The organism is Corallococcus sp. CA054B, assembly GCF_003611625.1.
Lineage (GTDB): Bacteria > Myxococcota > Myxococcia > Myxococcales > Myxococcaceae > Corallococcus > Corallococcus coralloides.
The window spans coordinates 1-12,764 of the sequence record NZ_RAVY01000248.1; the positions used below are offsets into that span (position 1 = coordinate 1).

A 12,764-nucleotide genomic window follows, 5' to 3' on the forward strand; every position below is an offset into this window, starting at 1 on the left:
ATCCACTGGCGCTTCGGCGTCGACTCCGCCCGCCAGAAGCTGGGCAAGTCCTATCCGCTGACGGCGCAGGCGGCAGTGCACAAGGCCGCCGCCTGAACCATTCAGAATCCCTGTGTCGGCGTACTAGTGTTTGCAACGCACACGCTATGGGAGGTCAAGACTGATGATTTTGACATCCAATCGCTTCGCTCGCAGAGGTTCTTTGCCAAGGTGAAGTTGCCGGAGATACAGCGCGAGAAGAGACTTGCGGAGGCATGCGGGTATAACTTCGTCGTTGGCGTGCGAAGTGCTGCGCACAAGGCCGCACTGCTTGAGCTGGATCGCTCCCTCAATGTCGTCGTCATGGATTGGTGCTGAGATGGCAATCACGAAAAAACACCTCCGCCTTGCCGTCTACGCCCCCGCGCTCGCCGGCGACGATGGCCGTCCTCTTGCCATTGTTCACGGACTGGAAAGCGCTGTTCCCGGCCTGTGGCTGGGATGGACGAGTTCTGAGACGGAGGAACTCGTTGCATTACCCCATCGTGATGAGTGGGTTGTGTCCAATAAGACAGACGGTGGATTGCCGTTCCTGTGCAACGATGATGAGAATCATTTGGTGACGGTTGCGGGGTGGGAAAGCCCAGGGCGGCTTGCCCCTGGAAGCCGGCCACGCTTTGAGGTCCATGCAGACTGGCCGCTCGACGAAGCCGGTATCGCAGCGGCGGTTGATGTGTTGGCGACAACGGGCGACAGCGCCCGCGCGTTCTGGGGGTACGTGGATCCGGAGGGCGTCGCCGTGACAGTGGCTCAGCAATTTCGCCACCCCGGGGATGAGTCGTCCGTTCCGCCCCACGGTCTACCCTTCCTCAAGCTCCCAGAGGACCTTCGTTCAGATGAGATTCCGCACTTCCTCGGGTGGCTGAACTACTGGTCTGCCGCAGCCGCACGGGCCATCGGGTTCCCGGACCCGACCCGTGATGCCGAGCTTCTTTCACGGGCACGGCGCACTGCGACGGGGGGATGGGTCGTGCAGCTCACCGACGCGCCGCTCGACTTGGACAACCCCGCCCACCTGGACACGCTCAAGCGGACCTACGAACGGTTCCCCGAGATTGGCGGACGTGCAACACCTTGACTTGAGCCTCCCCGGGCTTTGTGCTGGCTCGGGAAGGCGACATGCTTCGCGTCGCGGGGAGGGGCTTCCGGGTCATTCCTCGTAGGAAGGGCGGCGGGATGATGTTTCTCCGCACGCCACTTCCCGAAGAAATGGAGCCCTGAGCCCGGTCCCCGCTGGCCAGGTGAGCCGATACGACTCTGGGTGCCTACCGGCTGCTACTGGCTCACGAGCTCGTACGGTTTGAGAGACACCACCGCGTTGCCGCGTGCTCCGCTGTAATTGGTGTACGTGTGGTTCTTCTCCAGGGTGTAGAACGAATCGACGTAGTCGTCGTCGTTGGTGAACCATTCACCCGGCATGCGATCCACCAGCCCGCTGCCGAGGGATACCAGGGCGCCGATTTCCGGCTGGCCCAGGGCGGTCAGGATCTGGCTCGCGACATTGAACAGGTAGCTCACCAGCGCCTGGTAGCTGGTGTTGTCGTCGTGCTCCATGAGGATGACGTTCGCCGCCGCCCAACGGTAACGCTCCCAGAAGATCAGGACCTGGTTCGGGAAGTAGGTCCTCCCATCCGTGTCCAGATAGGGCATGTCGACAATGTCCAACTGCGGTGCGTCACGGCTGGGGTCGACACCATTGACGATGGCATAGACCTCCGCGTTACCGGAGATCCAGGGCTCCTCGTCGTCGTTCAGGTAGATGCGTTCGAGGATCGTCACCGGCGTGCTGGTCGCCGCGGCGGCCGTGTCCAGGACGGGCAGGGGACGTTGCCCGAGGGCCACAAGGTGCTCGCGCATCAGCTTGATGCCGGCGGCCAGGTCTCTGCGCGCGTCGATGTCCACCACCAACACCGGCTGTTCGGGCATGCGGTGCACGTCGAGGCGGTGCACGCGGCCAAGGCCATCGAAGGCCTCGATGAATTGCCACTGGGAGTCATTGCCATCCGGTTCGTAGGCGTAGAGGGGGTCAACGCCTTGCTGCAATGCCGCCAGCATGGACGCGCTGGCCAGACGAAGCTGCAACAGGCTGTCGAGCTCACGATCGAGGCCCTTGAGCCGGCGGATGTTCAGGTCTGCTCGCTCCGCCACGCCCGTGACGGAGGACGGGGCCGACACGGTGCTCAGCCACTGCTTCAGATCCACCGCGAGCTGCTCGCCGCTCAATCGGGAAGCGAGAGCCTTTCGCAGCACCGGGTCCTGCTTCGCCAGGGTCAGCGCCACCTCGCGCTTGTCGGCGGCCAGCGACACGCTGATGCGTTCGCGCAGCGCCGCTGGCTTCATGGCGGCGGCGCGAGCTTGGGGGGCTGCGTTCACGCAAATGAACAGCGCGATGACCATCCCTATCCGCTTCATTGGATTCTCCGGTGGGTGAGAGAGGGTGCTGGGCCAGCAGCCGCAGGGACCCGGGCCGGATGAGCCCGGTCCCCGCGGTTGGCTCACTTCATCAGCGCGACATCGAGGCGTAGCCGTCCACGTACCCGATCGTCGGGGTGTACTGATCCAGGTGCTCGCGGACCGGGCCGGGCAGGTCGGAATCCAGAGCGCTGGCCGAGTCCTGCACCGTCAACGGCTGGCTCGCGACGACCGTCAAGGTGAAGGCACCCTGGTTGTTGCTCTCGTTGGTCTCCGCGACGTCTCCATTCACGTCCGCCACGAGGACCAGGTAGTAGGTTCCCGGCGCGATGGCCGTCGAGAAGGTGATGGCCGTGGGCGCAACGGAGAACGTCCCCGCGCCCGCGCTCACGGGAATCCCGCCGATGTAGCTCAGCACGTTGTAGCTGGCGTCCGTCAGGAAGACCCCCAGCGTGGACGCGGAAGGCGCGGCGCAGGCGGTGTAGAGGTCCGCCGTGAAGCTGACGGTCCCCCCCGGCGTGATGGTCGCGGGCGTCAGCGTTCCGGCCGTGAAGTAGAAGTCCGGGAGCTTGGTGGTGCCGATCAGCGTGTCGTCGCCCCACGGCAGCCCGAAATCCGCTTCGACCTGGATGTAAACGCTTTGCGGAACGCAGGCCGCCGCTGCCGCCGCCAGCACGGTCTGCGCGCTGGCCTGGACCGTGGCGTAGGAAAAGGACGCCGACAGGGTGCCCGTGGGCGGAAGGTAGACCCCTGTTCCGGCCCGTCCGAGCAGGATCTGCTGCGAGCTCATCAAGACCCGGTTGGAGGTCCCCTGCGGGGTGCTCGCCAGGTAGAACCGGATCTGCGATGACGCCAGGATGCTGCTTCCAGTCAGACCATAGTTGATCGTGAAGATGGAATAGGGATTGGAAATCGTCGAGGGGGCGGTCACCGTCGTGACCCCGATTGCCGCCTGGGCTGGAGCCGAGGCAATGCAAACCACTGCGAAGGCCGCCAACAGTAGATGCCTGAGCTTTGTCATTTTCGCAGAATGAACAATCTCAGGCGTTCAAATCAAGAGTCCTCTGTGTGGGTGAGATTGGCCCCGCCGAGGGTGATGTCTGCCCATGGGGTCATCCACCATGTCTTTTGATGTGTGCCCGATACCCGGAGCTACGCAGCATCATGGAAAATGATGCCCGCTGTGTGCCTCATGCCGGAGCGCACGCGGCTGACACCGTGCCGCAGATTGACGCGGTACGTGCCTCGCGTGCCCTGGACCGGGCGATGATGCACTGCGAAGACGACCGCGTCTCCCTGACGCAAGGGGACGACCTCCGCTCGTGACTGCATGCGCGGCCGCTGCTCCGTCAGCACGAACTCGCCGCCCGTGAAGTCCCGTCCAGGTTCAGAGAGGAGGATGGCCACCTGGAGCGGGAAGACGTGCTCCCCATACAGATCCTGGTGCAGGCAGTTGTAGTCGTCCGCGCCGTAGCGCAGGAGCAGGGGAGTAGGCCGCACCTGACCTGCCTCGTGGCAGCGTGCGAGGAAGTCCGCGTGCGCGTCTGGATACCTCACGTCGATACCCATGGCCGTGTTCCAGCGATTCGCGATGGGCGCCAGACACGGGTACAGCGCCGTGCGCAGCTCCGTCACGACCTCCGGCAGCGGGTGGTCGAAGTATTTGTATTCGCCCCGGCCAAACCCATGCCGAGCCATCACCACGCGGCTGCGAAAGGCCTCGTCCACGTCGTAGAGCAGCGCCAAGGCTTCGCACTCGTCAGGCGTGAGCAGGTGTTCCAACACCGCGCACCCACGGGCATCCAGCTCCCGGCCCGTTCCTTCCCAATCCATCGCGCGAACCCGCCTCCTCACCGCTGCGCCTCGCGCTCCAGCAACGCGCGCTTGCGCTCCACACCCCAGCGATAGCCAGACAGCGCACCGTCATTCCGCACCACCCGGTGACACGGAATCACCACCGCCAGCGCGTTCGCGCCGCAGGCCTGCGCCACGGCCCGCACGGACTTCGGCGCACCAATCCGCTCCGCGATGTCCGTGTAGCTCGCCGTCTCCCCGGCAGGGATCTCCCGCAGCGCCTGCCACACGCGCTGCTGGAACGCCGTGCCCCGCACGTCCAGGGGCAGGTCCAGTCCCACGCGCGGCGCCTCCACGAAGCCCACGACCTTCGCCACCAGCTGCTCGAACTTCGCGTCTCCGCCCACCAGCGTCGCCTGCGGGAAGCGGTCCTGGAGGTCCTTCGCCAGCGCGTCCGGATCATCTCCCATCAGGATGGCGCACACGCCCCGGTCGCTCGTGGCCACCAGGATGGGGCCCAGCGAGCACTCCGCGATGGCGAAGCGGATCTCCGTGTTCGCGCCCCCGGCGCGGAAGTTCGTTGGTGTCATGCCCAGGACCTGGCTGGAGGTTTCGTAGAAGCGGCCGCTCGAGTTGAAGCCGGCGTCGTAGATGGCTTCAGTGACGGAGCCACGCTTCGTCAGCCCCGTGCGGATCCGCTCCGCCCGCTGCGCCGCCGCGTACCCTTTCGGCGTCAGCCCCGTGACGGCCTTGAACACCCGGTGCAGGTGATACGGCGACAGCCCCGCGCGCTCCGCCAGCTGCTCCAGGCTCGGCAGGTCCTCGGAGGCCTGGATGAAGCGGCACAGCTCGGCCACCCGGTCCGCGTGCTTCACGGCGAGCGAGGGCTCCCCCGGCTTGCACCGCTTGCACGCCCGGTACCCCGCCTGCTCCGCCGCCGCCACTGTCATGTGGAAGCCCACGTTCTCCGGCCGCGGCGTCCTCGCGCCACAGGACGGACGGCAGTACACCCCCGTCGTCCGCACGGAATAGAAGAAGCGCCCATCCGCCGCCGCATCCCGAGCGACGACCGCCGCCCAGCGCGGGTCGCCCACCGTCGCCGCCGCGAGGGCCTCCGTCTTCGTCGCCATGCTCCACCTCCCTTCGATGTCCACGAGGCGAAACCTAACTCCCGGTTCCCAGGCCAGCACTCCGCGCCTTGCGGTCGAATTCGGACCCTCATGGAACGGGGCGTCATGCCGTGACGCGGTCCAATCGCGCCAGGAGTGAACCCCCAGCCACATCCACGCAATGCGTACCAGCACGCCCGCGTACGACGTGACAGGATGCCGCACCCTTTCCTCCTTCCCATGAGCAAGCCATGTCCCACCTGCGTCTGATGTGGAAACGCTCCCGTCTGCTCTGGCCCACGCTGGCCGCATGCGCCTCGGCCTCCGCCTGGGCGGCCCCCGCGTCCATCGCCGTCCCCAACGCCGGCTTCGAGACCGCCGCCGCCTCCGGCCTTCCCCAGGGCTGGACGGCGTCGGGCCAGGGCAAGGTGTCCGCCCGCACCGACGCGAAGTCGGAGGGCAGCCGCAGCCTCGTCATCGAAAGCCCCCAGGGCGGCGCGGAGACCACCGTCGTCTCCGAGCCCGTGAAGCTCCAGGTGGGCCGCCTCTACCGGCTCTCCGCCTGGGTGCGCACCCAGGGCGTGCAGGCGGACGCGCAGGCCCGCTATCCCACGGCGCTGGGCGCGTGTCTGTCCATGCAGAGCTTCCCCTTCACCAACTGCTCTCCGCCGCAGGGCGCGGACCAGAGCGGCCGGGTGCAGGTGCTGTTCTTCGCCACCACGTCCAATGACCGCGTGCGCGCGCACCTGGGCCACAACGGCAAGGCCACCGGCACCGCCTGGTTCGACGACGTGAAGCTGGAGCCGGTGGACGACATCACCCAGTACATCCCCATGGAGAGCGTGCGGTGGGCCGGCAAGGGCTTCCGCTACGACGACGGCGGCTGGATCTACGTCCACATCGAGGGCGAGCCCTACGAGCGCGGCCGTCAGTACGGCGAGCTCGTGTCGCAGGAGATCGTCCGCTACATCGAGAAGCTGGGCATCCAGAAGGACAAGGCGGACGCCGCGAAGGGCTGGGCGCAGGTGCGCCTGCTCGCGGACTCGCTGTTCCTGCGCCGCTTCGACCCCGAGTACCTGGAGGAGATGAAGGGCATCGCCGACGGCGCCAACGTGGGCGGCGCGAAGTTCAAGGGCCCGGATGGCAAGGAGCGCGACCTGGACGTGCTCGACGTCGTCGCCATCAACTCCGCCGTGGACCTGGGCCAGCTGGAGGACGCCAACCGCGTCACCGCGTCCCCGCTCTCCGGCCGCACCTTCCTCAAGGGCGAGGATGAGAACGGCCGGGCAGGGGAGGGCGACCACTGCTCGTCCTTCGTGGCCACGAAGTCCGCGACGAAGGATGGCCGCGTCGTCATGGGCCAGATCTTCATGTGGAACGGCTACACCGGCGTCCACTGGGACGTGATGCTGGACGTGCAGCCCACCAAGGGCCACCGCTTCGTGATGCAGACCTTCCCGGGCGGCATCCACAGCGGCTCCGACTGGATGCTCAATGACGCAGGCATCGTCATTGGCGAGACGACGGTGGGGCAGACGCCCTTCAACATCGACGGCACCCCGCAGAGCAACCGCATCCGCAAGGCCGTGCAGTACGCGAGCTCCATCGACGACGTGGAGCGCATCCTCAAGGACCGCAACAACGGCCTCTACACCAACGACTGGACGCTCGCGGACACCAAGACGGATGAGGGCGCGTGCCTCCTGCTGGGCACCGCGAAGACGCGGCTGTGGCGCACCGGCAGCAAGGGCAAGGCCTCTGACACGCCCGGAAACCTCAAGGACTTCATCTGGGCCAACAACAACAACCGCGACCCGGAGGTCCGCAAGGAGTCCGTGCCCAACGCGAGCAACGCTCCGGTGGACCTGGCCTTCAACACCTGGAACCGCGACATCGCCTTCCAGGAGGCCTACGCGAAGTACGGCAAGGGCGGCTTCGACGTGGACAGCGCCACGCGCATGATGGCGTCCAGCCCCATCAACCGTCCGCACGCGTGTGACGGGAAGATCACCACCTCGGAGATGACCGAGAAGCTGATGTTCCTGGCCCACTACGGCAAGACGACGCTGCGCGAGAAGATGGTGGGCAGCCGCTGGATTCCGGACCTGCCCGGCGCCACGCCGCACCTGTCCCTGGGCTACACCGCCTTCAGCCCCATCTACGTGGCGGACCAGCTGAAGGCCGCCAGGGCGAAGCAGAAGCCGGAGCCCAAGGCGGACAAGCCCAAGCGCGACTTCGCTCGCGTGAAGGACGCGCTCAGCTTCGACGAGAAGAAGCTCTGGGCCAACACGGTGTTCCCCGCCACGGACGCGGACAACTGGTTCGGCAGCGGCTCCGCCGCGTACTGGACCCAGCTGAGGGACCTGCCGGAAGGGGATGACCTCTCCAAGGCCTTCGACGCCCAGCGTGACGCGCTCGCGGACCTCAACGCCCGCTACCTGTACGTCACGGCCCGCGAGGGCGACGTGGTGCCCACCGCCGCGCGCACGGACTACGGCCGTTATGGCCAGTACGCGGTGCCTCGCATCAAGGGCACGTACCTGCTGCACCAGCTGCGGCTGACCCTGGGCAACGCGAAGTTCGCCAAGGTGATGGGCGCGGTGCACTCGAAGTTCGCGAACAAGAAGCTCACCACCCAGGACTTCATCCGCACCGCGTCGGAAGCCGCGGGCCAGGACGTGGGGCCGTGGGTGAAGCAGTGGGTGGAGCGCGGGGGCCTGCCCGCGCCGCGCCTCACCTCCCGCGCCCAGAAGGCGAAGGAGGGCTACGAAGTGACGCTGAAGGTGGACCAGTCCGGCACGCCCTGGCGCTTCGCCACGCTGGTGGAGGTGCAGACGGAGAAGGGAAGCGTGCTGGAGCGCGTGGAGGTGAAGGGGGCGAGCGACACCTTCACCGTGAAGGTCGCGGACCGGCCGGTGCGCGTGGTGTTCAACGTGGGCAACGACATCCCCGTGGCCCGCGAGCGCTACCAGACCCTGGCCAACACGCTGGATGACTGGGACAAGCTCCTCTTCGTGTACGGCTCCGCGCGACAGGTGGAGTCCATGCGCACGCTGGCGACGAACTACCGCGAGCAGCTGGCGGACGCGTCCCCGGAGCGCCTGGCCCCGCTCAAGCCGGACGCCGAGGTGACGGACGCGGAGCTGGCGGACCGCGACCTGGTCGTCTTCGGAGGCCTGGAGGACAACGGGCTCATGGCTCGGCTGGCGGCGGAGAAGAAGCTGCCGGTGGAGCTGGGCCGGCGCTACTTCCGCTGGCAGGGCAAGACGTACGGCCGCGCGGATGACGGCCTGGCCCTGGCGCTGCCCAACCCCTGGAACCCGAAGCGCACGCTGTACCTCTTCGTCGCCAACAGCGGCCTGGAGCTGTGGCACATGACGCGCTCCTTCCAGCGCGGCCTCCAGAGCTGGGCCCTGTTCCGCGCGGGCGAGGTGAGCGGCAAGGGCTTCCACGCGACGGAGGGCTTCACCCAGGAGCTGTCCGTGGACCTGCCCGCGCCCAAGCTGGGCATGCTCCCCCCCTGAGCCGCCGTCGCTGAAAATCCAGAAGCGCCCATGAAGGGCCGGCGGAGTGCGCTCCCGCCGGCCCTTCTTGCGTCCGGCCGCTTCCCCCCTCTCCAGGCGAAGCTCCAGCTGGAGGACACGCGCATCGTGGCTCCGGCGGACGGCCAGGTGTCCAAGTTGTCCGTGCACGCGGGCCAGTTGCTCACCCCCGGCCAGGCCGTGGCGGAGCTGGTGCCCACGACGACCTACGTGGTGGCCAACTTCAAGGAGACGCAGGTGGGCCACATGCAGCCCGGCCAGCGCGTGGAGGTGGAGCTGGACGCCTTCTCCGGTGAGAAGCTGGAGGGCAGGGTGGAGAGCCTGTCCGGCGGCACCGGCGCCCGCTTCTCCCTGCTGCCGCCCGACAACGCGTCCGGCAACTTCGTGAAGGTGGTGCAGCGCGTGCCCGTGCGCATCTCCTGGGTGCACCCGCCGCAAGGAATGGCCTTGCGCGCCGGCCTCTCCGCCGACGTGACGGTGCACACGAAGTAGGCCCCAGCCCGAAGTCCCCACACCCCGGCGCCGCGCCCCGCACAGGGACGCGGCGCTTCTTTTTGGGGCTGACACGTCATGGCCAATCATTGACGCGTCAAGGGCCACGTCTGGCACGGCCGAAAGAGGGCCCCTGTCTGTAAAAGCCCGTGGTTCCTGGAGTTCCTGCAATTGCCTTGAGAGGAGTGTGTCTTGCATCAGCTCCTCCTCCACCGCGAGGAGCAAAGGCATGAGCACGACCTACAAGATTCACCCGGCCATCGGCGTGGCCCGCGTCGGAGACAGCGAGGACTACTACCTGGGGCCCGAGGAGGCGGGAGGGCTTCCGCTGGAGGTGGCGGGCGGCAGCGTGACCCGGTTCCGCGATGCCAGCATGGCGGTGCGCAGGCAGGCGGCGCGCTTCCAGATCCACGCCTACGACTCGCCCGGCTCCAACGGGCGCAGGGTCCAGCCGGGTGAAGGCGGAATCAAAGACATCCGCTGGACGGTCCACCTGGCCAACAAGAAGTCCGCCTGGTACGAGTTCCGGCAGCAACAGGGCGCGGACGGCACCTACGCCGTCAACCACCCGCTGCGAAATCCTCGCACCGTGGGGAATGACCGCAACGCGCTCATCCTCGACGCGGGGCCGCGCACCGTCACCTGCCTGGGCCGCGCGGGTGGTCCCACCACCGTGGAGTGCGAGCTGCTCCCTGCGTCGGCCCGCCCTTCGGGGCTTCTCCCCGAAGGCAGCGACATCACCACCCTGGGGAAGCTCGTCACGGATGCCCGGGGCTACCTCCACGCGGTGGGTGGCTACGGCAGGTCCGGCGTGTCGGTCCGCTACGACATCACCAGCGGCCTGCTGGAGAGCTGGCAGCGGCACCACACGCTGGAAGACGTCAAATGCCTGCAGGATAAGGCGCCGGACATCCTTGTCGCGCTGAAGGCCATCGCGGACATCGGCTACGACACCCAGGAAGCGTTCGACGCCGCCGTCGACTCCGTCCTCGCGGAGCCGGGTCTGGGGCTCGCGTCCGAACAGAAGGCCGCCGCGAAGGAGTTCATCGACCAGAACGCCTACCCCCAGCCCCGGCTGGACACGTACGCCAACAACACCTTCTGGTGGGATGACATCTCGGACGGGCCCGTCACCGCGACGCTCGTCATGGATGACGACTCCGAGCACGAAGTGGAGTTCCCCGCGTGGGTGGTGGTGGGGCCGCCCGGGTACGCGCCGCAGATCCTCAACGTCATCACGCTCTACGACACGCTCTTCGACACCTTCGTCACCCAGCGGGGGCTCGTCCCCGGGCTCTACCAGAACGGGCAGTTCCAGCAGGACTACACGCCCAACTTCCAGGGGGAGCTCCTTCCCATCCTCAGCCGCCCCGCCGCCTATCAGTGGGTCGCGGACGTGGGGCCGCAGGGCAATGGCAAACACGACGCCTTCCAGGGCGGCAACCTGGGCCCCCGTTTCCTTCAGAGGATCCGGAACCCCGAGGACGTCAACGCGCCGACGCCGGACCTCATGCCGAAGATGGCGGGTGACAATCCCATCTCCGAAACCATCCCCCGGAAGTTCCTGAGCCTCACGCGGACCCAGTACTTCCTCCTCCAGCAATACAGCGCCGGCAAGGTCGACCGTTCGCCCCCCGCGCCCCCCGCTTCGGAGGGAGCGCGGTTGGACCGCGCCGTGCTGGAGAACTGCGTGGGTGGCGCGTTCTGCCCAGGCATCGAGATGACGTGGATTGCCCGGGACGCGAACTTCTTCCAGGAGGACCCGGCCGCGGGCTTCCGCTTCAAGCACCGCGCAAGGCCCCAGGGGCAGCCGCTCCAGTGGAACATCAATCCGCATGACGGGCTGGGCCTGGAGCCGGGGGATGCCAGCAAGTACATGGCGCTGCCGTGGCAGGCCGACTTCAACGAGTGCTCCAACCAGACGGTCCAGGGGACGTCGCTCTGGTGGTGGCCCGCGCAACGGCCCTACTTCGTCAGCTACCTGGGAGACGACCAGCAATGGCACCAGGACTATTGGACGCGTCCGACGGACATCAACTTCGAAACGGACGAGGACATGGTCTTCCACTGGAAGGAGCTGGGCTTCGTCCTCAAGCGGTCGGATGCCTCCGTCTCCCAGCAGGGCCCCGAGGCCGGTCCAGGGATGCCGCCCGCGCCCACGTTCATCGAGGTGGAGCGGACGTACGCGCCCGCCACGGGCCAAGAGGAACCGGCCCTCGCCAAGGCGGCCAACTCGTGAGCGAGGACTCCTGCGACGTGGCCATCATCGGCGGTGGCCCCGCGGGCGCGGCCATGGCCGTGGCCTTGCGGAGGAGGGCGCCGTCGCTCTCCGTCACCCTGGTGGAGCGAACCACCTATGACGCCCCCCGGCTGGGAGAGACGCTGCCACCGGACGTCCGCCTGCCGCTGTCCCGGTTGGGCGTCTGGGAAGGCTTCCTGCGCGACGGACACCTGGCCTCCCGCGGCACGGCGTCATGCTGGGGCAGGGCGGAGCCGGGCTTCCATGACACGATGATGTCCCCCTGGGGCTCCGCCTGGCACCTGGACCGTGCGCGCTTCGATGAACGGCTGAGCGTCGAAGCCGCCCAGCAAGGCGCTCGGGTGCTTCGAGCGACGACCCTGTTGGATTCGGAGTTCCTGGGGCGCACCGGCTACCGGCTCCGCCTCGCCCGTGTGGCTTCAGACCCCAGCACGCTGCGGGCGCGCTTCGTCGTGGACGCCACGGGAGCGAAGGCCACCTTCGCCTCCGCACGCGGCGCGCGGAGGCTCGTGAGCGACCGCTGCTTCGCCGTGTATGGCGCCTTCCAACTTCCGGATGACGCGGCCTTCCCCACCCAGGCGCTGGTGGAGTCCTGCCCGGAGGGCTGGTGGTACTCGGCGTTGCTGCCGAGGGGGCGGGTCGTCGTCGCGCTCATCGGCGATGGCGACTCCTTGCGCGGCCTGCGCTGGGCCACGCCTGAGCCCTGGATGAACCTGCTGAAGCAGGCGCCGGTGACGCGGGCGCGGCTGGACGGCTGTGCCTTCGCCGGCGAGGCGCTCGTCGCGGTGCCCGTGCTCGTCGGACGGTTGGACCGGCCCCAGGGGGAACAGTGGCTCGCCGTGGGCGACGCGGCCTGCACCTATGATCCGCTGTCCTCCCAGGGCATCACCAAGGCGTTGGACTCCGCGCTCCTGGCCGCCGACGCGCTGGAGCGCTGCCTGCGCGGTGACGCGGACGCGCTCCAGGCCTACGCGTCCACGCTGAACGCGCGGTTCCAGGACCATCAACGCACCCGCGCGGCCTACTACCGCCAGGAACAGCGGTGGCCCCAGGCCCCCTTCTGGAAGAACCGGTGGGAGTCGCTGCCCGCTCCCGCCACACCCCCAGCGCAGCTCC

At 67.7% G+C, this 12,764-nt stretch carries 10 protein-coding genes; 6 read left to right on the forward strand and 4 right to left on the reverse strand.

All coding sequences use genetic code 11. The annotated features are described in order from the left end of the window. Nucleotides 1-126 precede the first annotated feature (126 nt). Together D7V80_RS43205 and D7V80_RS36660 are read left to right on the forward strand one after the other, a co-directional pair. Complete coding sequence (locus tag D7V80_RS43205) at nucleotides 127-357, forward strand: DUF6310 domain-containing protein (RefSeq protein WP_233585991.1); 231 nt, start codon at nucleotides 127-129, stop codon at nucleotides 355-357. A gap of 1 nt (nucleotide 358) precedes the next feature. Then, nucleotides 359-1,117: a DUF5953 family protein gene (locus D7V80_RS36660; protein ID WP_120592500.1), complete on the forward strand. Its 759-nt coding sequence runs from the start codon at nucleotides 359-361 to the stop codon at nucleotides 1,115-1,117. A gap of 197 nt (nucleotides 1,118-1,314) precedes the next feature. Here D7V80_RS36660 and D7V80_RS36665 read toward each other — a convergent pair whose 3' ends face one another. The 4 genes from D7V80_RS36665 to ada form a co-directional block, all read right to left on the reverse strand. Beyond that, on the reverse strand, nucleotides 1,315-2,436 hold the full coding sequence (locus tag D7V80_RS36665; RefSeq protein ID WP_233585993.1) for a DUF3103 domain-containing protein: 1,122 nt from the start codon (nucleotides 2,434-2,436) through the stop codon (nucleotides 1,315-1,317). Between the two features lie 106 nt (nucleotides 2,437-2,542). After that, nucleotides 2,543-3,448, reverse strand: a complete 906-nt coding sequence (locus D7V80_RS36670) for a CARDB domain-containing protein (protein ID WP_158616761.1) — start codon at nucleotides 3,446-3,448, stop codon at nucleotides 2,543-2,545. A 155-nt stretch (nucleotides 3,449-3,603) separates the two neighbouring features. Then, complete coding sequence (locus D7V80_RS36675) at nucleotides 3,604-4,284, reverse strand: 2OG-Fe(II) oxygenase (RefSeq protein WP_199738946.1); 681 nt, start codon at nucleotides 4,282-4,284, stop codon at nucleotides 3,604-3,606. A 17-nt stretch (nucleotides 4,285-4,301) separates the two neighbouring features. Further along, nucleotides 4,302-5,375: a bifunctional DNA-binding transcriptional regulator/O6-methylguanine-DNA methyltransferase Ada gene (gene ada / locus D7V80_RS36680; protein ID WP_120592504.1), complete on the reverse strand. Its 1,074-nt coding sequence runs from the start codon at nucleotides 5,373-5,375 to the stop codon at nucleotides 4,302-4,304. Between the two features lie 230 nt (nucleotides 5,376-5,605). Between ada and D7V80_RS36685 the strand changes: the two genes are divergently transcribed. The 4 genes from D7V80_RS36685 to D7V80_RS36700 form a co-directional block, all read left to right on the forward strand. Further along, nucleotides 5,606-8,878 carry a C45 family autoproteolytic acyltransferase/hydolase gene (locus tag D7V80_RS36685; protein WP_120592505.1) on the forward strand — a complete coding sequence of 1,091 codons (3,273 nt, stop codon included), beginning with the start codon at nucleotides 5,606-5,608 and terminating at the stop codon, nucleotides 8,876-8,878. A 30-nt stretch (nucleotides 8,879-8,908) separates the two neighbouring features. Then, nucleotides 8,909-9,388: an HlyD family secretion protein gene (locus tag D7V80_RS36690; protein WP_233585995.1), complete on the forward strand. Its 480-nt coding sequence runs from the start codon at nucleotides 8,909-8,911 to the stop codon at nucleotides 9,386-9,388. Between the two features lie 229 nt (nucleotides 9,389-9,617). Next, nucleotides 9,618-11,627, forward strand: coding sequence for a LodA/GoxA family CTQ-dependent oxidase (locus D7V80_RS36695; protein WP_120592506.1), 2,010 nt, complete (start codon nucleotides 9,618-9,620; stop codon nucleotides 11,625-11,627). Continuing rightward, nucleotides 11,624-12,764, forward strand: a 1,141-nt coding sequence (locus tag D7V80_RS36700; RefSeq protein ID WP_147447336.1) for a tryptophan 7-halogenase, incomplete at its 3' end; no start/stop codon positions are given. The genes D7V80_RS36695 and D7V80_RS36700, both read left to right, overlap by 4 nt.

What these genes read in the sequence shown, in the direction of transcription:
- D7V80_RS36660 (WP_120592500.1), top strand. Translation starts at nt 359, where the DNA reads ATGGCAATCACGAAAAAACACCTCCGCCTTGCCGTCTACGCCCCCGCG.
- D7V80_RS36665 (WP_233585993.1), bottom strand. Translation starts at nt 2,436, where the DNA reads ATGGTCATCGCGCTGTTCATTTGCGTGAACGCAGCCCCCCAAGCTCGC.
- D7V80_RS36675 (WP_199738946.1), bottom strand. Translation starts at nt 4,284, where the DNA reads ATGGATTGGGAAGGAACGGGCCGGGAGCTGGATGCCCGTGGGTGCGCG.
- ada (WP_120592504.1), bottom strand. Translation starts at nt 5,375, where the DNA reads ATGGCGACGAAGACGGAGGCCCTCGCGGCGGCGACGGTGGGCGACCCG.
- D7V80_RS36685 (WP_120592505.1), top strand. Translation starts at nt 5,606, where the DNA reads ATGTCCCACCTGCGTCTGATGTGGAAACGCTCCCGTCTGCTCTGGCCC.
- D7V80_RS36690 (WP_233585995.1), top strand. Translation starts at nt 8,909, where the DNA reads ATGAAGGGCCGGCGGAGTGCGCTCCCGCCGGCCCTTCTTGCGTCCGGC.
- D7V80_RS36695 (WP_120592506.1), top strand. Translation starts at nt 9,618, where the DNA reads ATGAGCACGACCTACAAGATTCACCCGGCCATCGGCGTGGCCCGCGTC.